The sequence below is a fragment of the Arthrobacter livingstonensis genome (assembly GCF_003219815.1).
In the GTDB taxonomy this organism is placed as follows: domain Bacteria; phylum Actinomycetota; class Actinomycetes; order Actinomycetales; family Micrococcaceae; genus Specibacter; species Specibacter livingstonensis.
In genome coordinates this window covers 110661-135870 of record NZ_QJVD01000013.1, presented here as the reverse complement: position 1 = coordinate 135870, position 25210 = coordinate 110661, and the positions used below count along the sequence as shown (strand labels likewise).

Sequence of the window (25210 nt, the reverse complement as noted above, 5' to 3'; positions counted from 1 at the left end):
CAACCGCCGCTCCCCGGGACTACAGCTGGAGGGTGACCGGGCGCGGGATGCCGTTGACCAGTTCCGAAGGCCAGCGGATGCCAACATTAAGTGGTCGGACGCCGTCGGTGCCCAGCAGGACCGCGGGCGGCCCTCGGCCTCCCTGACGTCGGCTACGGAAACTCCAGTTCCGTACCCATGGGAGGCTCCGCCCAGCCAATTAGCTCCCGACAGGTTCGAACACCGAGGGCGGAGCCGGCCTTTCCGCAATAAAAGAGGTCTCCAAGGCGGACCGCGGCCGTTGGCCGGGCCCCATGACTGCGGAAGAACTGCTGCGAGCTCGCGAACAGTAGGAGCCCTCGGGATTAACGGGGGAAAGCGACCGGGCAATGCCGGCCCGCAGCCCGTGACGGTCGAGCCCGCAGGGCTCGACCATCACAGCGCTACAGGAGTGTTTCGCATTTAGTCATCGGATCTCCCAGGAGCATTTCGGATTTACCCCTTGGACCTGCCGGAGCGATCGGCGATAGTCCCCCGAATCCCGAATCTGCAGGAGCGTCGCAAAAAAGTGCCCCGAAACTGCAGGAGCGTCGGTAGTGGTGGCTACTCCCCTGCGACGAGGGTTTCCGTTCCGCGGACCTTGGCGGCGCCCACCTCGATCATGGGATTGAGGACGGCGGCCACGGCTTCCATGGAATCGTCCAGTTCCAGCAGCACCGGATACTGGTGGGTGATCAACGCCAGGAGGTCGTACACGGCACGGACCGCTTCCTCATGCGGCAGCTTCGGCTCGACGCCCAGGAACACCTCCGACGCAGGCGCAGCCGCCGCGGGCTCCTCCGGGGTCACGTGCCCCTGCGAGTAGCTGACGGCAAACGCCTCGATGCGGCCCTTCCTGCTGGGCTGCACATCCGCCCCAAAGGCGCTGGACGGTTCTGCCCTCAGCACCAGGGCACCATGCGCTCCCGTGAGGTCGTCAAGGAACATCCGCTGCACGGCACCGGGAGACAGCGGACCGGTGGGGTCCCACCGGTTCACCGACTCGTAGTACCGTCCGACGACGTCGGTCAGTTCAACGGAGCCGGTGGCCAGGTCCTGCACGCGTGCGGTGGCTTCCGCCTCGGTGCCCTCGCCGAACACGGGCAGCTTCAGTGCGCCCGGTCCCACCTCAACCACACGGTTGCGCTGCAGCACCGAAAGGCCCATGGCGGCGGCAAAATCGGCGCCAGAGGTGCCCGGGGCAACCTTGGTGCGCAACGCCGTCGTGCCGACCAGACCGGCAGCCAGCGCGCCGTCAGCTTCACGGCGCAACATGGTCGCCAAGGTGGCGCCCACACCGGCGAGGCGGTGGTCCCGGGCAACCTCCACGTACGCCCACAGCCGGCCAGGGTGCAGCGCGGTGGAATACACCACGCCGGCCGCGACGGGGATGCCCTGGTCCTCGGCCACGATGGTGCGCCGCCACGGATTGGCCTCGGACTCCGGGGCCAATGCGGCGCGGAACGCCCCGGCCGCACTGGATTCGGCGTCGCCCCAGATTTCCCGCAGGGTGAGGTCGTCGCCGTCGCGCCACGGCCTGTATGTCAGTTCAGCCATGCCCTAGGCACCCAGGAGGCGCACGGCCAGGTACGCCTGCACCTTGTCCAGGGAGACGCGCTCCTGGCTCATGGTGTCGCGTTCGCGGATGGTCACGGCGTTGTCCTCGAGCGTTTCAAAATCCACCGTGATGCAGAACGGAGTGCCGATCTCGTCCTGGCGGCGGTAGCGGCGGCCGATGGCACCGGCGTCGTCGAAGTCGATGTTCCAGTGCTTGCGCAGCTGGTTGGCGAGCTCCTTGGCCTTCGGGGACAGGTCCTCGTTCCTCGAAAGCGGGAGCACGGCGGCCTTGACCGGGGCCAGGCGGGGGTCCAGCTTCAGGACGGTGCGCTTGTCGACGCCGCCCTTGGCGTTGGGGGCCTCGTCCTCGGTGAAAGCGTCAACCAGGAACGCCATCATGGAACGGGTCAGGCCGAAGGAAGGCTCAATAACGTAAGGGGTGAAGCGTTCACCGGTGGCCTGGTTGAAGTAGCTCAGGTCCGTGCCCGAGCCCTTGGTGTGGGAGGAGAGGTCATAGTCGGTGCGGTTGGCAACGCCCATGAGCTCGCCCCATTCGGAGCCTTGAAAGCCGAACTTGTACTCAAAGTCGATGGTGCCGGCGGAGTAGTGGGCACGCTCGTCCTCGGGGACGTCGAACTGACGCATGTTCTCCGGGTTGATGCCAAGGTCCAGGAACCAGGCCCAGCACAGGTCCACCCATTCCTTGAACCACTTTTCGGCTTCCTCGCCGGGCACAAAGAACTCAATTTCCATCTGCTCGAATTCGCGCGTGCGGAAGATGAAGTTTCCGGGGGTGATCTCGTTGCGGAACGCCTTGCCGATCTGGCCGATGCCGAACGGGGGCTTCTTGCGGGAGGTGGTGAGGACGTTGTTGAAGTTCACAAAGATGCCCTGCGCGGTTTCGGGGCGCATGTAGGCCATGCCGGCCTCACTGTCGACCGGGCCCAGGAACGTCTTCATCAGGCCGGAGAACAGCTGCGGCTCGGTCCATTGGCCCTTGGTGCCACAGTCGGGGCACACGATGTCTTCCATCCCGTTTTCCGGCTGGCGGTTCTTCTTCGCCACGAACGCCTCGATGAGGTGGTCCTGGCGGTGGCGCTTGTGGCACTGGGTACACTCGACCAGCGGGTCGGTGAATGTGGCGACATGGCCGGAGGCGGCCCACACGGCCTTGGGCAGGATGATGGAGGAATCCAGGCCCACCATGTCCTCGCGGCCGCGCACAAAGGACTGCCACCATTCGCGCTTGATGTTTTCCTTCAGCTCCACGCCAAGGGGGCCGTAATCCCAAGCCGACCGCGAGCCGCCGTAGATCTCACCGGCCTGGAACACAAAGCCGCGACGTTTCGCGAGGGAAATGACCTGGTCAAGCTTGGATTGGGGCGCCACTGATTACTCCTAGTAATTACGAGGCCGCTGGGTGCGGTCCGTCCGGGGACCAGCCTACCGTCAGGCGGCGCGGGGATGGAATTGCCGACCGGCCCGCGGCCGGTCCGGGCCAGTGGCATACCCCGGACGGCTACGGGACCGATTTACCGCTGCCAGGCTCCACAAACCCCAACTCATAGGCGGCAATCACGGCCTGGACACGGTCCCGCAGCCCGAGCTTGGCCAGCAGCCGGCTCACGTGTGTCTTGACCGTGCCTTCAGAGACGTACAGCCGGCCGGCAATCTCGGCGTTGCTGAGCCCCCGGGCGATCTCGGCCAGGACCTCCCGCTCCCGTTCGGTGAGCCTGCCCAGCTCTTCCCCCGGGCCGGACGGCTGGGGCGCCCGGCGGACGTACTGTTCCACGAGTCGGCGGGTCACTCCCGGCGCCAGCAGCATGTCGCCGCCAACCACCGTGCGGATGCCGGCGATGATGTGTTCGGGCGTCACGTCCTTGAGCAGGAAGCCGCTGGCCCCGGCCCTCAGGGAATCGTACACATAGTGCTCGACGTCGAAGGTCGTCAGCATGATGATCCGGGTGGCGCCGCTGGCAGCCAGGACTCCGGCGACAGCCTCGATGCCGCCGGTCCCTGGCATGCGGATGTCCAGGAGCATGACGTCCGGGGCCGCCGTGCGGGCCAGGTCGACGGCGCCCGCCCCGTCCCCGCCTTCCCCGGCCACGAACATGTCCGCCTGCGATTCGACGATCATCCGGAGCCCCGTGCGGATGAGCGGCTGGTCGTCGACGATGACGACGCCGATCATGCCGGCACCCGCGCCACCGGCAGCCGCACGCTGAGCAGGAAGCCGCCGTGGGGCGCGGGCCCGGCATGCAGTTCGCCCCCGGCCAGCCTCACCCGCTCCTCCAGGCCGTGCAGGCCCCGCCGCGACCCGGCGGGGTGGAGCACGCTGTCCGCCACGCCGTTCTCAACCTCTACGGCCAGGAACTCCCCCTCGCCCTCGAGCGCAATCCTGACGGTGGCCCCGGACCTGCCGGCGTGGCGGATGACGTTGGTGAGCCCTTCCTGCACCACGCGGTAGGCGGTCAGCTGGAGTCCCGGCGGCAGGCCTTCCGTCCCCGCCCCGGCCCGCAATACCACGGGCAGCCCGATCCGGCGCATCCGCTCGCACAGGGCGCCGACGTCGGCCAGCGTCGGCTGGGGCGTCTCGGGGGTGCCGTCCGGGCCGGGCCTCCCGCCGCTGTTGCTGCTGCCGCCGCTGCTGCCAAGCAAGGGAAGGAGCGTGCGAAGTTCACCCAGCGACGAGCGGCCGAGCTCCTCAATCTGCCGCAGGGCCTTTTGCGCGGCCCGGGGATCGGACTGCGATGCGAGCCGTGCCCCGCCGGCCTGCATCACGATTACGGTGATGGTGTGGGAGATGATGTCGTGGAGCTCGCGGGCGATCCGTTGCCGTTCCTGTGCCACCGCACGTTCCTGGGCCACCGCCCGTTCCAGCTCCGCCCGGATGCTGCGTTCGAGATATTCCGTCCGGCTCCGCGCCAGCAGGCCGGTAACGAAAGCCCCCACCAGCACCATCGAGTTGAACATCAGCCCGCCGGGGTCCCCGAGCTCGGGGTATTCAAGGGCGAGGGCCGCCATCGCCGCAACGCTCACACCGAGTCCCATCAACGCCCGGGCCCGGGGCAGGTGGCGGGCACATGAATACAGCGCGACGACCCAGACGACGAACTCGTTCCAGTAGGTCACGCTGGTCGGCGCAACCAGCGGCGGCAACAGGACCGCGAGAAGCACCACGGCCAGTGCCACCAGCGGGCGGTGCCTTCGAAGGAGGAGCCCCAGGCAGGAAACCGCGCCGGGAATAAGGGATGTGGCCACGGGGGCGCTGCCGACGGGTCCGGACAGGGCCCCCGTGACGGCGTCGAACATGCCCAGGACCAGCAGGACCAGCGGCGGGGCACCGTCGAAAATCACATCCTGCCAATGCGCCTTCCACCAGCGCCGCGCTACGCCGAACATGCCACAACGTTAGCGCAGAACCACGCCATCGGCGTCTGTCCCAAGACGTATATCCATGGTGGCTTGCGGCAGGGGAAGTGTGGCCGCCAGCCAGACGCGGGGCACGGGTCCGCGACACTAGCCTGAAGCTGTTTTCACGGACGCCGGCCGGCGTCCGGAAACCATCCAACAAGGAGGAATCATGCAGTGGACACGAACTGACACGGTGCGTCGCTGGATCGTCGTGTGCGGGCTCATCGCGGGACCGCTGCTGCTTGTGCTCTCGGTCAGCATCAACCTGACCGCGCCCACTGACTCGCTGCGCGCAGACTTTGACTCAATGACGGCTCATCCCGGGCTGGTGGTGTTGGAGGCCCTGCTTGAAACGATCGGATTCATGGTGGTCCTCGCGGCGATGGCGGGCGCCACCGTCGCGCTGCGCGGCCGCGGCAGCGCGCTGGGCACCTGGGGCGCCGTACTGGCAATGCTGGGCATCGTCGGGTTCAGCTTCTCCAATGCAAATGGCTTCACCCTTGCTGAACTGGCGCAGCTGCCCGACCACGACGCCGGATTCGCCACGGCAGACGCCCTCATGACCAGCAGCACGGCCGGCACCGTCGGCACGGTGGGGATGCTTCTGGAAATAGCGGGCCAACTGGGAATTCTTCTGGTCATTGCAGGCCTAATCCGTGCGCGCCTGGTTCCCGTCTGGCTGCTTCTGCCGGTGGTAGCGGGCATCGCCATCAATTTTGTGGTTGGCACCATGCTGGGGACTCTCATCGCGGACCTGCTTCTGCTGGCCACGGGCACATGGATCGCCATTTGCCTCGGGCGCTGCAGCCGCGGGGCCTGGCTCGGGATGCACTCAGCGTCCCCGGTACCGCATTCGACGGTGACGGCATAGCGTGGCGGAATGGTTCCCGCATGCGCTGGACCGGGCGCCGATTTGGCGCATGGTGGCTTATGCGCCGGACCTGGACAAGAGGTTGTGCGCATGATGCACGACGCCGAACCCCGGGTTGCGCTGGCTGGTCCTCCGTGAGTGCCACCAGGGCCGCACAGTCAGGACAGCACAAGGCAGGTCGGGCTGCCGAACTCCAGGGTTTGCAGGGGTTCGGCAAGCGGCAGTCCGTCCTGGTCCAGATCAAACACCGTGACACTGTTGGAGCGCTGGTTCGCCACGTACATCCTGTTGCGGCCCACCGCAAAGTGGCGCGGCCAGTCGCCGGCGCATGAAACCTGGCGCAGGAACGTGGGCGGCGCCGGCGTCGCACCAACAAGGCCGCCCACATCCAGCACCACGAGCGTGTTGGGCCCGCGGACGGCACCGTAAAGCTTGGTGCCGTCACCGGACAGCTGGATGTGGGACGGGGCAAAGTCCCTGGCTGCGTCAATTTCCCCGGCAGCGGCGGCCAGCGGCACCTTGAACAACCACCGCCAAACATGTCCGGCACCCTCGACTGGGTCCGCTTCAGAACGGATCAGGACGTGCACGCACCCGTCAAGTTCCCCGGCCACCAGCAGGAACCCGCCCTTGAGGGCCACATGGCGGGGCCCGGTGCCGGGCGGAAGTTCCGCCGAGGCCAGGCGGACGCGGGATTCCGCCGAATACTCATCCACCCGGTCGGCCCCGAGGTCTGAGACAAGCACGGTCCCCCACGCCGTGGCCGTCACCTGGTGTGCGTGCGACTCGTCCTGCCTCCCCGCCACGGGCCCACTGCCCGGGTGGGACAACAGCACGGGAGGGACCGCCGTCGTGCTTCCCAAGAGGCTGTCCAGGGGTGTCACGGACGCCGTGCCCGAGGAGTAGTTGGCCGCCCAGACGTCGCCGCCCAGGAGCATGAGGTGCGCGGGGTCGGCGCCGCCGGACGGCAACCGGCCCGCAAGTTCCAAGGTCCCTGCGTCCAGCGCCGCAATCCGGCCGTCGGGCAGCTCCTCGACGGCGAGCAGGGCACCGCCGCCAAGAGCCATGAACGAGGGATTGACCACCCCCGTGCTGAGCGCCAGCTGCTCCCCGACTGTGCCGTCGTCGGACAGCGCAAAGCGCACCACGCCCGGCCCGGCGCCGTAGGGGGACTCGGTGTAGCCGCTGACAAGCAATTGACCGGTGGAATTCATGGGCACCTCTCCTGGGAAACTTTGGCTGTGATGCTCCACGCTATCGCCCGCCGGTGTGGGCCGTGCCAAAAATACGGCAGAATTGACCCATGAGTTCACCCGAGATCAATGACATCCCCATCCGCGACGACATGATCCGTCTGGGGCAGCTGCTCAAGCTGGCCAACCTGGTGGAGGACGGCGTGGAAGCGGCCGATCTCATCAAGAACGGCATGGTGCAGGTCAACGGCGAGATCGACGAGCGCCGCGGCCGCCAGCTGCACGACGGCGACACCGTCACGGTCGGCGGCGCAACGGTGCGGATCAGCACGCAAAAATAGCGGTAGCTCAGGGCTTCAGGACCTTCAGGGTCAGGAATTCACCCACATGGGCCATCTCCTGGGCGTTGATGCCGTGCAAGATGCCGGTGTAGAGGACCTTGGTGAGCTTGGTGTGGGCGCGCAGCCAGGTGTTGGTGTACTCCACTGCGGCGGCAGGAACCACGGGATCGGCTTGGTCGCGGCCCCAGAAAATCTCGGGCTTCGCAGCGGCCGTGGCGGCGTCGTCAAACCAGGGGTCGCCGTCGGCTTCCACCACAAAACCTGAAAGTCCGACGACGGCTGCATAGTCCGCGGGCCGGTGCCGCAGGAGCGTGGTCGCCATGCACATGCCCTGCGAAAAACCGAACAGGGTCACCGAAGTGTGGCCGCCACGGACGGTGTCCAGCCACGCCTCGACCTCCGCGGCCGCCTCCGTGACTGAGTCCGGCGTGTAGGAGAGGTCATTGCGCAACGGGAACCAGGCACGGCCGGGGCCCGCCTGCAGCGGCGCACGGATGGAAGCGACGGTAAATTCGGCGGGTAGCTGGGCGGCAAGGCCGAAAAGATCTGCTTCGTCGGCACCGTAGCCGTGGAACATGACCAGCAGGGGCGTGCCGGCCCGCTCGCTCTCGGGGCGGGACCACAGGACAACGGGGGATTCACTCATGCGCCCCATCTTTTCACGGCCCGGCGGTGGCGGGCGAACCGGCGGCCGGGACCTTTTGCGGGGGCCGGCGGCGCGGGCCCCGGGACGGGCCCCGGGACGGGCCCCGGTGGCGCAAGCGGCCTGTCAAAGTGCAGGATGGAGGGGTGAGCGAATCTACGGCATCCGAAAAAACACAGCAGACCGGCACGCCGGACACACCACGCCACCCGTGGAACCGCTACGTGGCCATGGGCGACTCCTTCACGGAGGGCATCGGCGACCCCGAGTCCAGCAGCCCTGGCGGCTACCGCGGCTGGGCGGACAGGCTCGCCGAGGAACTGAGCCACAGCCGGGACGATTTCAAGTACGCCAATCTGGCCATACGCGGACGCCTCATGCAGCAAATCCTTGAGCAGCAGCTGGAACCGGCCCTTGCCCTGAAGCCGGATTTGATCAGCATTTCCGCCGGCGGCAACGACCTGATCCGGCCTGGTTCCGACCCGGACGCCCTGGCCGAGCGGCTCGATGCCGCCGTGGGCAGGATGGCGGGGGCCGGGGCCACCGTGCTGTTGTTCAATGGCCCGGACATCCGCGACACCCCGGTGCTGGGCATGGTGCGCGGGCGTGTGGCCATTTACAACGAAAACCTGCGCACCATCGCATCCCGTCATGACGCCGTCGTCGCCGACATGTGGTCAATGCGCCAGCTGAAGGACCCCCAGATGTGGGCCGGGGACCGGCTGCACTTTTCCCCGCTTGGCCACCACAGCATCGCCATCATGGCCCTGAACGCGTTGAACGTCCCGCATGACCTGCTCCCCCGGCTGCCCAAACCGCTTCCGCCGCAGAAATGGCAGGCCGCCCGCGCCGAGGACCTGGTGTGGGCGCGCGAGTTCCTGTTCCCCTGGGTGCTGCGCCGGTTGCGCCACCAATCCTCCGGCGACGGCATCTCCGCCAAGCGTCCCACCCCCGGTCCCGTCTTCGGCCCGGGGTTCGGCTCCGGCCTGCCGGGGGCGGCCTCCGGGCCGGTGATTTAGGCGCTGCCGCCCGCCAAACTTCCGTGGGTGGGCGCCCGCCGGCCAAACTTGCCCGCCAAAAGTGGGAACGACTCCCACGCCGACTGGCTACGCGCGGTGGCGGGCCGCGTGCCCGGCCGGGTGTCCGGCGTCGTCCGTTGCGGCAGGGGTGCCGGCACCAACCATTGCTGCAGGGGCGCCGGCGTCGTCCGTCCTGTCCTCGGCATCCACATGCTCAACCGCCAACGACTGCCCCTGGCCGCGCCGGCGGAACAGCAGCGCCGCCATGACGGCGCCAAAGGCAAAGAACCCGGCACCCCACCAGTATCCGACGCTGTAACCGTGGATCGCGGCCTGTGCGGCGGTCTCGGCCGTGGGCGGCAGGTGCGTGGCCAGGTAACCGGCGGCGGCGGTGGTGGCAATCGTGTTCAACAGCGCCGTGCCGATGGACCCGCCCACCTGCTGGCTCATGTTGACCAGCGCCGAGGCGACGCCGGCAAACTCGCGGTCAACCCCGTAGGTGGCCGTCTGGATGGCGGCCGGCATGACCGTGCCGATGCCGAAACCGATGATCATCAGCGGCGGCAGCAGGTCCCCGGCATACGTGCTGCCCAGGTTCAGGTGGGTCAGGTACGCCATGCCGGCGGCGGACACCGCCATGCCCAACGGGACCATGACCTTGGGTCCGAACCTGGGGAGCGCCAAGTTCGTGGACAGCTGCGCGGCCAGCACGAGCATGCCGATCATCGGCAGGAAGCCGATGCCAGCCTGAATCGGCGAGTAGTGCAGCGAAGCCTGGACGTAGTAGGTGACGAACAAAAAGATGCCGAACATGCCGATACCGGAGATCAGCACCGAGATGTATGCGGCGCCGCGGTTGCGGTCAAGGACAATGTGCAGGGGCAGGATGGGGTGCACGGCCCGGCGCTGCCACAGCACGAACGCGACCATCAGCACCCCGGCCCCCACGAGCATGCCCCACGTCGCGGGCGAACCCCAGCCGTCGGTTTCGGCGTTGGAGAAGCCGTAGACAAGGCCGAACAGTGCTGCTGAGACCAGGACCGTGCCGGGCAGGTCGAGCTTGGGGCGGGGGCCCTCCACATGCGAGTGGCTGACAAAGATGCTCGCGCCAATCACGGCAAACACGGCAATGAAAACGTTGATGTACAGGTTCCAGCGCCAGGTGAAGTCTTCGGTCAGGAACCCGCCCAGCAGCAGCCCGACGGCGCCGCCGGCACCGGCAATGGCACCGAACACGCCAAACGCGCGGGCCCGCTCCTTGGGGATGGTGAACGTGGTGGTCAGCACGGCCAGCGCCGTCGGGGCCAGCAGTGCGCCAAACGCCCCCTGCACGGCGCGGGCAAAGACGAGCATGCCGAAACTTCCGGCCGCACCGCCGAGCGCGGATGCGCCGGCGAAGCCGATCAGGCCGATGATGAACGTTCGTTTGCGGCCCATCAGGTCCGAAAGCCTGCCGCCAAAGAGCAGCAGGCTGCCGAAGGCCAGCGAGTACGCTGTGATGATCCACTGCCGCTCACCATTGGTGAAGCCGAGGTCGTGCTGGGCCGAGGGAAGGGCAATGTTCACGACAGTCGTGTCCAGCACGACCATGAGCTGGGCGAGGGCGACTGTGGTCAACGTCCACCAGCGGCGTGAAGACACGGCCGGGGCACTGCCCGCACCCGGTGACGGCGTCAGGGTTTGGGACATGGGAGTCATGCTAATGGAAACTATTGTGTATCCGGTCCGAACAGTCTCCGAATTGCCCCTGAATTTGCGCCCGGGCGAAACCTGGTCCCCGACCGCCGGGGCTCCGGCGCAGGAGCCTGACGGGGCCGGCCGTGCCCTGCCACCGGGCGATTCGCTGGGCAAGCGGACTAGAATGGTGGAAGCGCGAAGAATCCGCGCCGTGTGTTCGTGAAGAGGTGCGTTGTGCTTGGAATTCTCGACCCATTGGCGGCCGGAGACGCGGCTGCGTCATCGTCCAGTTTCGCGTCCCTCCAGCCGTGGATTGTGCTGGTGATCGTTGGCGTGGTGCTGGTGGCGAGCTTTAGCAGGGCCGCGAACCGGCGCAAGCGTGCGCGCAATGCCTCGCCGTACGCCACCACGCCGCACCCGGTGCAGCCCGGCCGGCCCTCCCAGTCCGGATACAGCCAGCCGGCGGTTGTCCGCCAGCCCGCGGGTGTTCCCTACGTTGGCACGCTGCTTAACGGTGTGCCCATGAAGAGCTACGACGCCGTCCAGGGCCACCAAACCGCAGGTTTCGCCAACGAGCGGATGAGGGCCGAGGCCGAACTCAAGCGTCAGCTTGACGCCCTCGACGCCGCCCGCCGAGCCGGCCAGGTCACGGCGGAGCAATACGCCGTCCACCGCGAAGCGATCTTCAAAAGCTTTTAGCGGGCGGACAGGGTCTCGCACCCAAGTACCGGCCCGGCGACAAAGCCGGCGTTCCCGCCAATCAAAAGACAGTACCTGCGGGTGCGGCACCGCCTTGCGGATTCAAAAGACAGTACCTGCGGGTGCGGCACCGCTTTACCCGCTGGTGCTGTCTTTTCAATCGACCGTGCAGGCAACAACCCGCAGGTGCTGTCTTTTCACACGGGGCTGCGTCCGCGCGCGACGGAACCGCAATCTTCAAGAACTTCCGGGCCGTGCCGGGCTCAATTTTTTGGGGGCTGGCGGCGTGCGTTCAACCGCTTCTCCAAGTACGCGGCGCCAGAGCGCCGAGTACTTGGAGCCTCTGCGGATGCTCTTGGGCGTCGCCGCGGACACACCGACGGAGTCGTGTGTGGCGCGGTGCGGATGGGCCCACGCGCCCGAGGGCCCCGACGCGGGGGGCCACTGACGCGAGGGACCCGCTGCGAGCTTGCGAGCAGTGGGAGCGTCAGGGGATTGCGAGCGTTGGGAGGGCGTGGGGACCAGCCCCCAAAAATTGAGCTCTTCGGCCTATTCCGTAAAGAACGACTCCCGCAGCAGCTCGCCGACGGTGTCAACTTCGGTCAGGAAACCGTCATGCCCGATCCCTGAGTCGATGCGGTGCACCACGACGTGGCCGGGCAGGGCGGCGGCCAGTTCCTCGGACTGCGCCGGAAAGTACAGGCGGTCGCTGTTGACGGCGGCGACCAGGAATTCCACGTCCGCGGCGCGCGCCAGGGACTCCACCAGGGAACCCCGGCCCCGGGTGACGTCGTGGCTCATCAGCGCCTCGGTGATGGCGACGTAGCTGTTGGCGTCGAAGCGGGTGACCAGCTTGCGTGCCTGGTGGTCCAGGTAGCTTTCCACCTGGTACCGACCCGCAACGGATCCGCCGGGGACCGGACGCAGCCGGGCATGTCCCAACGGGTCCTCGCCGGGCTGGACGGACCGGCCAAACCGGGCCCCCATCTCCGCCTCCGACCTGTAGGTGATGTGGGCAATCCGCCGGGCCAGCCCGAGGCCCAGGGTGGGGGCGGCGCCGTCGTAATAGTCCCCGCCGGCAAAGTTGGGGTCCTGGCGGATGGCCAGCACCTGCGCCTGCGCAAAGGCAATCTGCTCGGCGGTGCTGGCCGCACACGCCGCCACCACGGCACACCGCTGCACCCGTTCCGGGAAGGTCACGGCCCATTCAAGGGCTCGGGCGCCGCCCATGGAGCCCCCAATGACCGCGTGCCAGGAGGTGATGCCGAGCTTGTCCGCCAGGCGCGCCTCCGCCTGGACGGAGTCCCGGATGGTGACAAACGGGAAGCGTGAGCCGTAGGGCGCGCCGTCGGCGGCAATGCTGGAGGGCCCGGTGGTTCCGTAGCAGCCGCCGAGCATGTTCGCGGCCACCACAAAGTACCTGTTGGTGTCGATGACTTCACCGGGCCCCACCAGGCCTTCCCACCAACCATCCTCTTCGGAGTCTCCGCGGCTGACGTGTGTGCTTCCGGTCAATGCGTGCTGGATCAGGACGCCGTTGCTGCCTTCGGGGTTCAGCGTGCCCCAGCATTCATAGGCCATCGTGACGTCGGGTAGCCCGCCCCCTGCCTCCAGCGGCAGCTTCCCGATTTCCACGCTCCGCAGGACGCCGCCGCCCTGCCCGACGGCGGCCGACCAGGGGCCGCCGTCGGGAACGGGCGTACCCGGTTCGACGTCAGGGCTGAACACGCCCTCCTCCACTGCCGTCCGCTCCACGGAACTCACGCTGATTTTGCTGCCCGGAACCCGGCCTCAAGATCGGCGATGATGTCCTCGACGCCTTCCAGTCCCACGGACAGGCGCACCAGTCCCGGGCGGACGCCGGCGGCGAGCCGCTGCTCCTCGCTCAGCTGGGCGTGCGTGGTGGAGGCCGGATGGATCACCAGCGAACGGACGTCGCCCAGGTTGGCCACGTGCGAGTGGAGTTCCAGGCCGTCGACAAAGCGCTGGCCGGCCTCAAGCCCGCCCTTGATGTCGAAGGAGACGATGGCGCCGGTGCCTTTGGGTCCATACTTGCGGCCGCGCTCAAACCAGGGGCTGGAGGGGATGCCCGCGTACGCGACGGCCTCGACGTTTTCGTTGGCCTCGAGCCACTGCGCGACGGCGACGGCGTTGCTGACGTGGCGCTCCACGCGCAGGCTCAGTGTTTCGATGCCCTGGGCGATGAGAAACGCGTTGAACGGGGAAATGGCGGAGCCGAGGTCGCGCAGCAGCTGCACCCGGGCCTTGAGGATGTAGGCGAGGTTGGCCCCGAGCGCACTGCCCACGCCAAGATCGCGGGCGTAGACCAGGCCGTTGTAGCTCTCATCCGGGGTGTTGAATCCGGGGAACTTTTCCGGGCTGGCAGCGAAATCGAACTTGCCGCCGTCGACAATCACGCCGCCGATGGCGGTGCCGTGGCCGCCCAGGTACTTGGTGGCGGAGTGGATCACAATGTCCGCGCCCCATTCCAGCGGGCGGATCAAGTACGGTGTGGCCAGCGTGTTGTCAACGATCAGCGGAACACCTGCCTCGTGGGCGATGGAGCTGATGTTTTCCAGGTCCAGCACGTCCTGGCGCGGGTTGGACACCGTCTCGCCAAAGAAGGCCTTCGTGTTCGGGCGGACGGAGGAGCGCCATTCGTCCAGGTTGTCCGGATCGGACACGAAGGTGACCTCGATGCCGAGCTTCTTTAGCGTATGCGCCAGCAGGTTGAACGTGCCGCCGTAGACGCTGGGGCTGGAGACAATGTGGTCGCCGGCCTGGGCCAGGTTCAGGATGGCGAAGGTGGTGGCGGCCTGTCCGGAGGAGAGCAGCAATGCCCCAACCCCGCCCTCCAGGCTGGCGACGCGCTGTTCGACGGCGTCGGAGGTGGGGTTGCCAATGCGGGTGTAGATGGGTTCCAGCTCGGAAAGCGCAAACCGTGCGGCGGCGCTTTCGGTCGAAGGGAACACGAACGACGTCGTCTGGTAGATCGGCAGTGCCCGGGCGCCGGTGGTGGCGTCCGGCTCCTGGCCGACGTGGATCTGACGGGTTTCAAATGACCAGGCGTTGCTCACTGTGAGCTCCTTACACACTAGAGGCCGTACAATTTCGGCCCACCTTCGTCCGTTGGACGGCAGGTGGGCCGGAATTGAAAGTTGCGGCCCGCGCTTGCGTTGAGGCCGGTTGGCCCAACGCCAGGTCTTCACCCGGGGCACCCCACCGCGGAGAGGAGGGTTGCCGGCCAGCGAGCCGGGGCTTGTCGCTGGCACTCATGACCTGCTACCAGTGTGCGAGAGTGCCCCCGGGCGCCGCAACATTGTGACGGCTTTGTGACCGGAGCCGAACATGTGCTGGACAAAAGGCGTATGTGGTGGTCTGCGCTGAATTAATGGCGGGCCTGATTAATGGCGGGCATGAGTGGACAGTAGTGGCTTCCTTGAGTGCTGAAGGCAGCCACTACCGTCCAGTCACGGCGTCAGGGCTTCAGTCCCGCGCGGCGCAGGGCCTCGGCCATGGCAGTGTTGGCCGGCGCCGGAGGCTGCGCTTGCCTGGAGCCCTTGACAGGCTCAACCGCCGGCCGGGTCCGCCGGGACCTCTCATCCCCACCGCGCGGCGAGGAGCGCGCCGGCGTCCGGGAGCCGGCGCCGGAGGGCCCACCCCGCTCCACCGGCGCCCCCGCTTCATCGTCCAGCCGAAGGGTGAGCGAAATGCGTTTTCTTTCCGGCTCCACCTCGAGCACCTTGACGCGGACCACCTGGCCGGACTTGACCACGGCGTGCGGATCGGAGACAAAGCTGTTGCTCATGGCGGAGACGTGGACCAGGCCGTCCTGGTGCACGCCGATGTCCACGAAGGCGCCAAACGCGGCCACATTCGAGACGGTGCCTTCCAGGATCATGCCGGGACGGAGGTCGGTGATCTTCTCGACCCCGTCGGCGAACGTGGCCGTTTCAAAGCGGGGGCGGGGGTCGCGGCCGGGCTTTTGCAGCTCGGCCACAATGTCCTTCACGGTGGGCAGGCCAAAGGAGCCGTCCGTGAAGTCCGCGGGGTTGACGGCCGCCACGGCGGGAACGCCGCCGGAGATTCCGGCGCTTCCGGCCCCCACGGCGGCCATGATCTTCCGGGCCACCCCGTACGCCTCGGGGTGCACGCTGGAGGCGTCGAGCGGCTCCGCTCCCCCGGTGATGCGCAGGAAGCCGGCACACTGCTCGTACGCCTTCGGGCCCAGGCGCGCCACCTTGAGCAGCTCGCGGCGCTTGTTGAACGGGCCGTTTTCGTTGCGGTGGGCCACAATGTTCTCGCTCAGCAGCGGCCCGACGCCGGCCACCCTCGCCAGCAGTGCCGGCGAGGCCGTGTTCAGGTCCACGCCCACGGCGTTCACGCAGTCCTCGACGACGGCGTCCAGGGAGCGTTCCAGCTTCGCCGGGGTGAGGTCGTGCTGATACTGCCCGACGCCTATCGACTTGGGATCGATCTTCACCAGTTCCGCGAGGGGGTCCTGGAGGCGGCGGGCGATGGAGACGGCGCCCCGCAGGGACACGTCCATGCCCGGCAGTTCGGCGCCCGCCAGTGCCGAGGCGGAATAGACGGAGGCCCCCGCCTCGGAGACCACCACCTTGGCCACCTTCCGCTCCGGCGCGGAACGTTGCAGTTCGGCCAGCAGTTCCGCGGCCAGCTTGTCGGTTTCGCGGCTGGCCGTGCCGTTGCCGATCGCCACGAGTTCCACGTTGTGCCGCAGCGACAATTCAACCAGGGTGGCCAGGGCCTCTTTCCAGCGCCTGGCCGGGGCGTGCGGGTAGATGGTGTCGGTGGCCGTGACCTTGCCGGTGCCGTCCACCACGGCCACCTTGGTGCCTGTTCGCAGCCCCGGGTCCAGGCCCAGCGTGGACCGGTTGCCGGCGGGGGCGGCCAGCAGCACGTCGCGCAGGTTGGCGGCAAAAACCCGCACGGATTCCTCCTCAGCCGCCTGAAACAGCCGGACCCGCAGGTCCACGGACAGGCGGGTCAGGATGCGGGTTCGCCAGGCCAGCCGTGCTCCCGTCATCAGCCAGGTGTCGGCGGCGCGGCCCGACTCGGAGATGCCCAGGGAGTGCGCCACGGCATTTTCATAGGCTTCGCGGGCCCGTGCCTGGGCGTCGGCGTCGCGGGTGTCCCCCTCCGAAAGGTCCAGGCCCAGCACGCCTTCCTTTTCGCCGCGCAGCAGGGCCAGCACGCGGTGGCTGGGCAGGGTGTGCGGCGGCTGGGCAAAGTCAAAGTAGTCCTTGAACTTCTCGCCCTCGGAGGCCTTGCCGGTTTTCACCGAAGAGCGCAGCCGCCCGGTCTTCCACAGCCGCTCGCGCAGCCCGCCCACCAGTCCGGCGTCCTGGCCGGCCCGCTCGATCAGGATGGCGCGGGCCCCGGCCAGGGCATCGTCGGCCGTGGCGATGGCATGTTCGCCGTTGAGGTAGTCATCCGCGGCCACGGCGGGCGCCAGCGAGGGGTTCTTCAACAGCGAGTCCAGCAGGGGTTCCAGGCCGGCTTCACGCGCTGCGTCCGCCTTCGTTTTGCGCGTGGACTTGTACGGCAGGTACAGGTCCTCCAGCTCGGACTTGGTGGTGGCGGACTCGACGGCGGCCCGCAGCTGTGCCGTCAGCCTGCCCAGTCCGTGGATGGTCTCCAGCACCGCACGGCGGCGGGCCTCCAACTCGCGGAGGTAGCGAAGCCGTTCCTCCAGGTCGCGCAGCTGGGCGTCATCGAGCGTCCCTGTCATTTCCTTCCTGTACCGGGCAATAAAGGGGACGCTGGCGCCGTCGTCCATCAGGCCAATGGCGGCACGGACCTGGGCCGGGCGCACCCCCAGCTCCGCGGCGATGGCGGCACTGATGCGCGCCTCAACGGCTGCGGCGTCGGGGAGGATGAGCGGAGAGGGTGCAGGATGGGAATCAGTCACGCTTCAATTCTGCCCCACAAGCGGCCGGCGTGGGGGCACTTGAAAGATCGGACATCCCATGTGAGTTAGGCAACACTAAGTCGAGAGGCTGAACACAAAGTGCCAAGATGAACGCATGCGAATGGACCATGTTTCTTACGCCTGTGAATCAGATGGATTGGCTGCCACCACGGAGCGAATCGCGACCGCACTCGGGGTCGATGCAGTGCGCGGCGGGGTGCACCCGCGCTTCGGCACCCGCAATATGATCATTCCCCTCACCGACCACCATTACCTGGAAGTGGTTGAGGTCCTTGACCACCCCGCCTCGGACAAGGCGCCGTTTGGCCAAGCCGTCCGCGCCCGATCGGCGGCCGGCGGCGGCTGGATGGGGTGGTGCGTGGCCGTTGACGACCTCACCCCGTTCGAGGAGCGGCTCGGCCGCAGCGCCGTGCCCGGGAACCGCAAGTTCCCGGACGGCCGCGAACTCGTGTGGCAGCAGATCGGCATCAAGGGCCTCATCGCAGACCCGCAGGTGCCGTACATGCTCAAATGGGAGGGCGATCCGGCCCTGCACCCGTCCCTGGCCCGCCCGTCCTCGGTCCGGCTCGCCTCCCTGACCATCGCCGGCAGTGCCGAGCGCCTCACCGAATGGCTGGGCGAACCGGTCGAACAGCCGCTGGACGATGTCGCCGTGGAGTGGATCGCTCCGCGCGGCACACCCGGCATCATGTCCGTGACCTTTGACACGGCCAACGGCAAGGTCACCATCTAGCATTTCAGGCATTTTCGGCGGCACCCGCAACCGCAGGGTTCCCTGACCTGGGCCCACCAGCGCGGGGGACCCGTTGCGAGCTTGCGAGCAATGGGAGCGCTTGGGGCGGTACGAAGTTGCGGACCCACGACGGCGGCACCCCCTCTGGCGGGCGGGTGCCGTTTGCATTTCCCCTGGGCATACCATGGAACTGTCACGTTCAAGGGAGGCAGCATGAGTCAATCATCCAGTGGGATTCCCCGGAGTTCGCCGACCGTTTCCGGGCCTGCGCGGCCCCTGGGCTCGTACGGCATTGACGCTCCCTGGGTGCCGTGGCTGTGGACCGGGATTGGCGTGGTGTTCCTCGTCATCGGCGTCCTTGACGTCCTTGGCAGCGCCCCGTCGCCGTCCTGGTATATCAACCTGGTGCTCGCCTTTGGCGGCGCCGTCATTTGGTTTGCCGGCAGCGCCATTTACTTCCATGCCTCACTGCGCGGCAAGTTTGTGGTGTGGGCCGAACTGTTGGACGGACTGGCCCTCCAGGGGACCGAAAACGTGCTGGACCTGGGGTGCGGCCACGGCGCCGTCACCATCCTTGCGGCCCAACGTGTCCCGCACGGTACCGTGGCGGGCATCGACTTGTGGCGCAGCATCGACCAGTCAGGCAACAGCGCCGAAGCCACTGCAGCCAATCTGGAGCTCAACGGTGTGGCGGACCGGGTTCACCTGGACACCGGCGACATGACGGCACTCCCCTACCCGGATGAATCATTCGACCTTGTCACGGCCAGCGTCGCCATCCACAACATCCCCTCCAAGGAGGGACGCGCCAAGGCCGTCACGGAAGCGGTGCGAGTCCTGCGGCCCGGCGGCCGGGTGCTCATTGCCGACATCCGCCGCGTGCCGGACTACGCCGCAACCCTGCGCAGCCTCGGCGCTGCCGTCGAGCAGCAAAGAAGCGCGGGGTGGCGCATCTGGTGGACGGGACCGTGGATGGCAACCACCATCCTGCAGGCCACAAAATAAAAGGCCACCGCATAAGGGGCCACGGCATGCAAGGCTACGGCCGCGCCTGTGGCGCCGCTATCCGAAGCCGAGCGCCGGGCCCATGGTGAAGGCGGCAATGTCCACCAGCGAATGTGCCACCACCAGCGGCATGATCCGGCCGTACTTTTTGTAAAGCCAGCAAAAAAGCAGCCCCAGGGCGAAGTTACCCACAAACGGACCGAAGCCCTGGTACAGGTGGTAGCTGCCGCGGATCAGGGAACTGAGCAATACGGCCGCCGGGGGCGACAAGCCGATCTTCTCCAGCCGGTCCAGCAGCCAGCCCACCATGACCACCTCCTCCAGGAGGCCGTTGTGGATGGCGGAGAGCACAAGCATCGGAATGGTCCACCAGTACTGGTTCAGCGCGCTCGGAATGATCTCCGTGGTGATCCCCAGCGCCCGGCCGGCCGCATACAGCCCCAGCGACGGCACACCAATGACCACCAGCAGCCCCAGGGCACCCAGTCCGTCGCGGACCGGGTGCCGAAAGTCCAGCCCCATCCTGCGGAACACCGATTTTCCCGGCTCGGCCAGCAGGAAGAACACCAAAAATACCGGCACCAGGGCAAAGACAATGTCCAGCAGCTGGTACGTGAAGTCAAAGAACTCGCGGTTGCTGCGGACCACATTCAGCGTGGACGTGCCTTGGGCAAGGGGCGCCCTGGACATTTTGTCCAGCAGCTGCACCACTGAATACACCGCCGACTGCCCCAGCGAGAGTCCCAACACCAGGAGCACCTCAAAAATTAGCCGCCTGCGTGACCGGCCGCCCCAGTGCTGAAGCACGACGTCGGGCCCACCGTCTTGGGCCGCCGGGCCACCTTGGGCCGCCGGGCCGCCTTGGGCCGCCGGGCCACCCAAGGCGGGGACCTCACCCGCGGCGCGCGGTCCGCCGTCGTACTGGGCATTGGGAGGCACGGGTTCACTCATGTACTACATCATGCCCTCCACATGGCGGGATCCGACAGAACGCAGGGCGGCGCGCCTGAGCTCGCGCCGGGCGGGACGCAGTGGTACCCGCGCGGACTCATCAAGCGGGCGGCTAGGCTCATGGTATGAGCGCCCCACGCCAGATCATCATGGTCCGCCACGGACTGTCGGCGGCCAACCTGGACCAGACCATTTACAACCGGATCCCCGACTACCGCATCCCGTTGACCGAACAGGGCGTGGCGCAGGCGAAGGTGGCAGGGGAACAAATCCGGCGCCAGCTTGACGGGCAAAAGGTGTGCGTTTACGTCTCGCCCTACCTGCGCGCCTACCAAACGCTGGAGGCACTCGAGCTCGGTGATCTGGTTGACCGCACCATGGAGGAGCCCAGGCTGCGCGAACAGGACTGGGCCAACTTCCAAAACCCGGAGGAGATTGCCGGCCAAAAGGAGCTGCGCAACGCGTACGGGCATTTTTTCTACCGCTTCCGGGAAGGCGAATCCGGCTCTGACGTCTATGACCGCGTGTCATCCTTCCTGGAGACCCTGCACCGCCACTGGTCCACGCCGGACTATGCGCCCAACACCTTGCTGGTGACGCACGGGCTGACCATGCGGCTGTTTTGCATGCGCTGGTTCCACTGGTCCGTGGAATATTTCGAGTCACTGAACAATCCAGGGAACGCGGAGGTGCGCTCCCTGGTGTCCGGCAACGGCGGCTACACCCTCGACGTCCCGTTTGAACAATGGACGGCGGCCGAGCCCGGCACCACGGTCATGGACGCCCCGCTGCGGTGAGAGTTTTCATTACGAAATGATTTACTGGCCTAATTAGGAAATCCATTTCGACTAAGGGTAGCCTTGGCTGAGCCGCGGCAGACCCCGGCGTTCAGCCTAACGGATCCCGGAGCAACCAGGTGCTAGCTACACTCGTCATTGGCCTGCGGGAAGGCCTTGAGGCTGCGCTCATCGTCGGCATGATCGCCGCCTTCCTGCGCCGCAATGCCGTGTCCCTCAAGCCCATGTGGCTCGGCGTCGCCGCAGCCGCAGTGCTCAGCGCGCTCGTGGGAATCACCCTGGAAATAGTCTCCGCCTCACTGCCGCAGGCCCAGCAGGAGGCCATGGAGACGGTCATTGGCGCGGCCGCCGTGGTGATCGTGACGTTCATGATCCTGTGGATGAGCAAGAACTCCCGGACCATGAAATCCACGCTCGAACAGCACGCAGGATCCGCGCTCAAGGGCGGCTCGGTGGCCGCCCTGGCCGGCATGGCGTTCCTGGCCGTGCTGCGCGAGGGCGTGGAAACGGCCGTGTTCATGGTGGCCGCGTTCCAATCGTCCCTCAGTCCCCTTGCCGCCGGCAGCGGTGCCGTCCTGGGCCTGGCCATCGCCTCCGGAATTGGCGTTGTCCTCTTCCGCGGCGCCATCAAGGTCAACCTGGCCAGGTTTTTTACCGCCACCGGCGCATTTCTGGTGTTCGTGGCGGCCGGGCTGGTCATGAAGTCGCTGCGCACCGCGCACGAGGCCGGCTGGCTGAATATCGGCCAGGACGCCACCGTCAGCCTCGCCTGGCTGGCGCCAAACGGCAGTGCCCGGGCCTCCATCCTCACCGGCGTCCTCGGCATCCCCAACGACCCCCGCCTGATCGAAGTCGCCGGCTGGGCGCTCTACCTGGTCCCCATGCTCGCCTTTGTGCTGTGGCCGCGCAGCTGGCGCCCGTCCGCGGCACGGCTCCCCCGCGTACAGTTCGCCGCCGCCGGCACACTTGCCGTGGCGGCGCTGGCCCTCGCCGTCGTGGCACCGATGACCGTCCCGGCTCCCCCTTCACCAGCAGGAACGACGCCGCTTGTCACCGCCGGCGGGCAGCCCTCCGGAACCGTCCGGGTCACCTTGGGCGGCGCCACACCCGCGCTGGCCGTGACGGCCGGCGACGGGACCAAAACCACCTACCCGCTCACCAGCCAAGGCACCGAATCCCACGCCGGCCGGACGGCCGGCGTCTACACGGCCGAACCCGCAGCGGCGCCGGCGGCGGACCCGGCCAAGGTCTCCGCCACCGAGCTGGCCGGCCTTAACGGCGGCCGCATGCCGGTGGGCATCAGCTCGCAGGAAAGCCCAGGCCCGTTCCAGGCCGCCTGGAAGCACAAGCGCAACATCACCGTCTGGCTGGTCAACGGCGCCCTGCTCGACGCCGTCAACAGTGCCGGTGCCACGCTGACACTGAGCGGCGGCGGGCTCTCCACCACCCGCACCATCGTGGTGGCCGGCGGCGGCCAATGGCAGGTGCCCGGCGCCCACGTCAGCGCCGCAGCGGCGGAACTCACGGCGCACGAATCCGCCGCCGCCGAAATAGTGCTGTGGTCCCTTTACCTGCCCGTCGCCTTTGCCATCGCGGCCCTGCTGCTGGCCCTCGCAGGCCGGCGCAACCGCCGGCAGCTGCTGGCCACAGCGCCCCCGCCGTAGGCAACGCCCCGCCGCACCGGCTGGCCGCCGCGCGGGCAATCCCCACCACCTGCCCTGTCATCAACGCCTTCACCTAAAGGATCCCCATGCCCACCAGCACACCCCCCGCAGCACCGGCACCGTCGCGCTGGCGCACTCTGGCACCGTCGCTTCTCGCCGGGGCAGCCATCCTTGCCCTGGCTCTCACAGCGTGCGGCGGAGCAGGCTCCACGGACGTTGAAGGAGCCGGCTCCAACGGTTCCGCCAAGGCAGGCACGGCCCCCGTCAGCAACGGCGCCGCGCAGGTCAAGGTCAACGTCCAGAAGGTCAACGGCGAAGACCAGTGCGTGCCCGACTTCAGTGCCGCCGCGGCCGGCCCCGTCACGTTCACCATCGCCAACAAGGACGCCTCGGGCGTCAGTGAAGTTGAGCTACTCAGCGACAAGCGCATCCTGGGCGAGCGTGAAAACGTGATTCCCGGCCTCAAGCCGGTCAGCTTCACCGTCACCCTCGCGGGCGGACAATACCAGCTCTACTGCCCCGGCGCGGCGACGGAAAACCTTGCGTTCACGGTCACCGGAGGCGGCAGCACCGCCGCGGCAGCCGGCGGCGCCGCGGCCCTCCTCAAGGAAGGCACGGACGGCTACGCCAAGTACGTTTCCGGTCAGGTGGACAGCCTGGTCCCGGCCGTCGCCGCCCTTAAGATGGCCGTTGACTCCGGCGACGTTGCGGCCAGCCAAAAGGCCTACGCCGCAGCTCGCCCGTTCTACGAGCGGATCGAGCCCGTGGCTGAAAGCTTCCCTGACCTTGACCCGGCGCTCGACCTTCGGGTGGCCGACGTCGAGCCCGGCACCCCCTGGACGGGATTCCACCCCTTGGAGAAGGACCTGTTCGAGGCCAAGGCCATCACGCCGGCCACCAAGGCACTGGCGGCCGGGATCGTGAAGAATGTCGGCACCCTGAAGACCCTGACCGCGGAGCTGGAAAAGAAGGGCGACTACAAGCCCGAGGAACTGGCCAACGGCGCCAGCGGGCTGCTCGAGGAAGTCCAATCCTCCAAGATCACCGGCGAGGAAGAGGCCTACTCGAAGCTGGACCTGGTGGACTTTGTGGCCAACATTGAAGGGTCAGAGCAGGCCTTTGAATACCTCAAGCCCGCGCTGACCGGGATCGACCCCGACCTGACCACGCAGATCGCCACCCAGTTCGCCGCCGTCGGCAAGGCGATGGAGGGCTACAAGGACCCGGCGGGGCTCGGCGGCTACAAGGCCTACACCGATGCGTTGAAGAAGTCCGACGCCGCCAAGCTGACCCAGCTGGTCCAGTCGCTGCAGGCACCGCTGGCCAGGATCGCTGAAAAGGTTGCAACGGTCTAAATGACAAGCGAACAGCCGGCAGGGCCGGCTTCACCGGACGCCGCCCCGGGCGTCAGCCGCCGCCGCTTCCTGGGCGGGGCCGGCACCGCCGCGGCTGCCGGCGCGGGCGGGCTGGTGCTGGGCGCGGGCGGCGCTGCGGCCGTGGCTGTTGCGGCGGGTGCCGGGGCAGCGCACGGCGACGTGTCCGACGTCGAACGCCTGGCAGCAGACGCCGCCGGGTCCAGCCACCCCTTTTACGGGGCGCACCAGGGCGGCGTGGACACTCCTCCGCAGGACCATCTGGTGTTTACTGCCTTTGACGTGAGCGCCACCAGCCCGGTGGAGCTGCAGCTGGTGCTGGCGAAGTGGTCGGCCGCGATGGCGGAGCTGACAGCCGGGCGCCCCGTGGGCAAGGTGGAGCCCTCCCGTGAACAGGGCGTTCCGGTGGACACCGGCGAGGCGTTCGACATGGGGCCACAGGGGCTCACCCTGACGCTCGGCTTTGGGCCGTCGCTGTTTGACGGACGTTTTGGCCTGGAGAAGTTCAAGCCCACGGACTTCGCAGACCTTCCCGCCATGGCCGGCGAGGCACTGGATCCGGCCTACACCGGCGGGGACCTGTGCATCCAGGCCTGCGCCAACGATCCCCAAGTGGCCTACCACGCGGTGCGGAACCTGGCCCGCATGGCCCGCAGCCAGGTCACCACCAAATGGACGGTGCTGGGCTTTGGCCGCGCGTCGGCGGGGCCAGCACAGAAGACGCCGCGGAACCTCCTGGGATTCAAGGACGGCACCCGCAACATCAGCACACCGGCCGACTATGCCGAACACGTCTGGGCCGGGCGGGAGGCCGGGCAGCCGTGGATGGACGGCGGAACGTTCCTGGTGGCCCGCAAGATCCACATGCTGATCGAAACGTGGGACGAAGACACCATCGGGGACCAGCAGGCCATTTTTGGCCGGACCAAGCAGGAGGGCGCGCCGCTGACCGGCAACGCCGAGCACGACGTGCCCGACTTCCACGCGTCCCTGGCCGGCGCGCCGGTGATTGGCGCGCATTCCCACATTGCCCTGGCCGCACATGAGAACAACGGCGGCACCAAGATCCTGCGCCGCGGCTACAACTTCACCGACGGCCTGGACTCCGTGGGCCGCCTGGACGCGGGGCTGATGTTCCTGAGCTTCCAAAAGGACCCGGAACAGTTCATTGCCCTGCAGCGCAAGCTGGGCAGCTCCGACCGGCTCAATGAGTACATCCGGCACGTGGGCTCGGCCGTCTTCGCCGTCCCCGCAGGGCTGCCGGAGGCGGGCCACTACTACGGCAGGGAATTCTTCGCCTGA

General features: G+C 67.6%; 21 protein-coding genes and 1 riboswitch. Of the genes, 10 read left to right on the top strand and 11 right to left on the bottom strand.

Features of this window, described 5'->3' with window-relative positions; genetic code table 11:
* Nucleotides 1-582: 582 nt before the first annotated feature.
* The 4 genes from CVV68_RS13250 to CVV68_RS13235 form a co-directional block, all read right to left on the bottom strand.
* Nucleotides 583-1575 (bottom strand): GNAT family N-acetyltransferase, encoded by a 993-nt coding sequence (locus CVV68_RS13250; protein WP_110501481.1) that lies wholly within the window; start codon nucleotides 1573-1575, stop codon nucleotides 583-585.
* 3 nt (nucleotides 1576-1578) lie between these two features.
* The gene (locus CVV68_RS13245; RefSeq protein WP_110501480.1) at nucleotides 1579-2964 is read right to left on the bottom strand and encodes a glycine--tRNA ligase; all 1386 of its coding nucleotides are present in this window, start codon (nucleotides 2962-2964) and stop codon (nucleotides 1579-1581) included.
* Nucleotides 2965-3094: 130 nt separating this feature from the next.
* Nucleotides 3095-3766, bottom strand: a complete 672-nt coding sequence (locus tag CVV68_RS13240) for a response regulator (RefSeq protein WP_110501479.1) — start codon at nucleotides 3764-3766, stop codon at nucleotides 3095-3097.
* Nucleotides 3763-4977, bottom strand: a complete 1215-nt coding sequence (locus CVV68_RS13235; protein ID WP_110501478.1) for a sensor histidine kinase — start codon at nucleotides 4975-4977, stop codon at nucleotides 3763-3765. Before CVV68_RS13235 ends, CVV68_RS13240 begins: the two co-directional genes overlap by 4 nt.
* A 181-nt stretch (nucleotides 4978-5158) precedes the next feature.
* On the opposite strand from CVV68_RS13235, the gene CVV68_RS13230 reads away from it, so the two are divergent.
* On the top strand, nucleotides 5159-5860 hold the full coding sequence (locus CVV68_RS13230; protein ID WP_110501477.1) for a hypothetical protein: 702 nt from the start codon (nucleotides 5159-5161) through the stop codon (nucleotides 5858-5860).
* A 158-nt stretch (nucleotides 5861-6018) separates the two neighbouring features.
* On the opposite strand, the gene CVV68_RS13225 is transcribed toward CVV68_RS13230, so the two are convergent.
* On the bottom strand, nucleotides 6019-7074 hold the full coding sequence (locus CVV68_RS13225) for a lactonase family protein (protein WP_110501476.1): 1056 nt from the start codon (nucleotides 7072-7074) through the stop codon (nucleotides 6019-6021).
* An 89-nt stretch (nucleotides 7075-7163) separates the two neighbouring features.
* Here CVV68_RS13225 and CVV68_RS13220 point away from each other — a divergent pair, with 89 nt between their 5' ends.
* Nucleotides 7164-7394 (top strand): RNA-binding S4 domain-containing protein, encoded by a 231-nt coding sequence (locus tag CVV68_RS13220; protein ID WP_110501475.1) that lies wholly within the window; start codon nucleotides 7164-7166, stop codon nucleotides 7392-7394.
* A gap of 7 nt (nucleotides 7395-7401) precedes the next feature.
* On the opposite strand, the gene CVV68_RS13215 is transcribed toward CVV68_RS13220, so the two are convergent.
* Complete coding sequence (locus CVV68_RS13215) at nucleotides 7402-8049, bottom strand: alpha/beta hydrolase (protein ID WP_438502641.1); 648 nt, start codon at nucleotides 8047-8049, stop codon at nucleotides 7402-7404.
* A 218-nt stretch (nucleotides 8050-8267) separates the two neighbouring features.
* Here CVV68_RS13215 and CVV68_RS13210 point away from each other — a divergent pair, with 218 nt between their 5' ends.
* On the top strand, nucleotides 8268-9056 hold the full coding sequence (locus CVV68_RS13210; protein ID WP_110501490.1) for an SGNH/GDSL hydrolase family protein: 789 nt from the start codon (nucleotides 8268-8270) through the stop codon (nucleotides 9054-9056).
* Between the two features lie 87 nt (nucleotides 9057-9143).
* Here CVV68_RS13210 and CVV68_RS13205 read toward each other — a convergent pair whose 3' ends face one another.
* Nucleotides 9144-10745 (bottom strand): MFS transporter, encoded by a 1602-nt coding sequence (locus tag CVV68_RS13205; protein WP_110501473.1) that lies wholly within the window; start codon nucleotides 10743-10745, stop codon nucleotides 9144-9146.
* A 222-nt stretch (nucleotides 10746-10967) separates the two neighbouring features.
* On the opposite strand from CVV68_RS13205, the gene CVV68_RS13200 reads away from it, so the two are divergent.
* Nucleotides 10968-11432, top strand: coding sequence for a hypothetical protein (locus tag CVV68_RS13200; protein WP_146238888.1), 465 nt, complete (start codon nucleotides 10968-10970; stop codon nucleotides 11430-11432).
* Nucleotides 11433-11981: 549 nt separating this feature from the next.
* Here the strand turns inward: CVV68_RS13200 and metX are convergent.
* From metX to CVV68_RS13185, 3 genes are all read right to left on the bottom strand, one after another.
* A complete protein-coding gene (gene metX / locus CVV68_RS13195; protein ID WP_245933526.1) occupies nucleotides 11982-13076 on the bottom strand; it encodes a homoserine O-acetyltransferase MetX in 1095 nt (364 codons plus the stop codon).
* Between the two features lie 116 nt (nucleotides 13077-13192).
* Complete coding sequence (locus CVV68_RS13190) at nucleotides 13193-14509, bottom strand: bifunctional o-acetylhomoserine/o-acetylserine sulfhydrylase (protein ID WP_110501471.1); 1317 nt, start codon at nucleotides 14507-14509, stop codon at nucleotides 13193-13195.
* A gap of 85 nt (nucleotides 14510-14594) precedes the next feature.
* Nucleotides 14595-14712, bottom strand: a riboswitch (SAM riboswitch).
* 198 nt (nucleotides 14713-14910) lie between these two features.
* Nucleotides 14911-17364, bottom strand: coding sequence for a Tex family protein (locus CVV68_RS13185; protein WP_438502640.1), 2454 nt, complete (start codon nucleotides 17362-17364; stop codon nucleotides 14911-14913).
* Nucleotides 17365-17479: 115 nt separating this feature from the next.
* Here CVV68_RS13185 and CVV68_RS13180 point away from each other — a divergent pair, with 115 nt between their 5' ends.
* Together CVV68_RS13180 and CVV68_RS13175 are read left to right on the top strand one after the other, a co-directional pair.
* The gene (locus CVV68_RS13180; protein ID WP_110501470.1) at nucleotides 17480-18118 is read left to right on the top strand and encodes a VOC family protein; all 639 of its coding nucleotides are present in this window, start codon (nucleotides 17480-17482) and stop codon (nucleotides 18116-18118) included.
* Between the two features lie 213 nt (nucleotides 18119-18331).
* Nucleotides 18332-19123, top strand: coding sequence for a class I SAM-dependent methyltransferase (locus CVV68_RS13175; protein WP_110501469.1), 792 nt, complete (start codon nucleotides 18332-18334; stop codon nucleotides 19121-19123).
* Nucleotides 19124-19180: 57 nt separating this feature from the next.
* On the opposite strand, the gene CVV68_RS13170 is transcribed toward CVV68_RS13175, so the two are convergent.
* Complete coding sequence (locus CVV68_RS13170; protein ID WP_110501468.1) at nucleotides 19181-20074, bottom strand: CPBP family intramembrane glutamic endopeptidase; 894 nt, start codon at nucleotides 20072-20074, stop codon at nucleotides 19181-19183.
* A gap of 125 nt (nucleotides 20075-20199) precedes the next feature.
* Between CVV68_RS13170 and CVV68_RS13165 the strand changes: the two genes are divergently transcribed.
* The 4 genes from CVV68_RS13165 to efeB all read left to right on the top strand — a co-directional run bounded on the left by CVV68_RS13165 (nucleotide 20200) and on the right by efeB (nucleotide 25210).
* Nucleotides 20200-20871, top strand: coding sequence for a phosphoglycerate mutase family protein (locus CVV68_RS13165; RefSeq protein WP_110501467.1), 672 nt, complete (start codon nucleotides 20200-20202; stop codon nucleotides 20869-20871).
* Nucleotides 20872-20990: 119 nt separating this feature from the next.
* Complete coding sequence (gene efeU / locus CVV68_RS23900) at nucleotides 20991-22535, top strand: iron uptake transporter permease EfeU (protein WP_211320834.1); 1545 nt, start codon at nucleotides 20991-20993, stop codon at nucleotides 22533-22535.
* Between the two features lie 86 nt (nucleotides 22536-22621).
* Nucleotides 22622-23890, top strand: a complete 1269-nt coding sequence (gene efeO, locus CVV68_RS13155) for an iron uptake system protein EfeO (protein WP_110501466.1) — start codon at nucleotides 22622-22624, stop codon at nucleotides 23888-23890.
* Complete coding sequence (gene efeB, locus CVV68_RS13150; protein ID WP_110501465.1) at nucleotides 23891-25210, top strand: iron uptake transporter deferrochelatase/peroxidase subunit; 1320 nt, start codon at nucleotides 23891-23893, stop codon at nucleotides 25208-25210.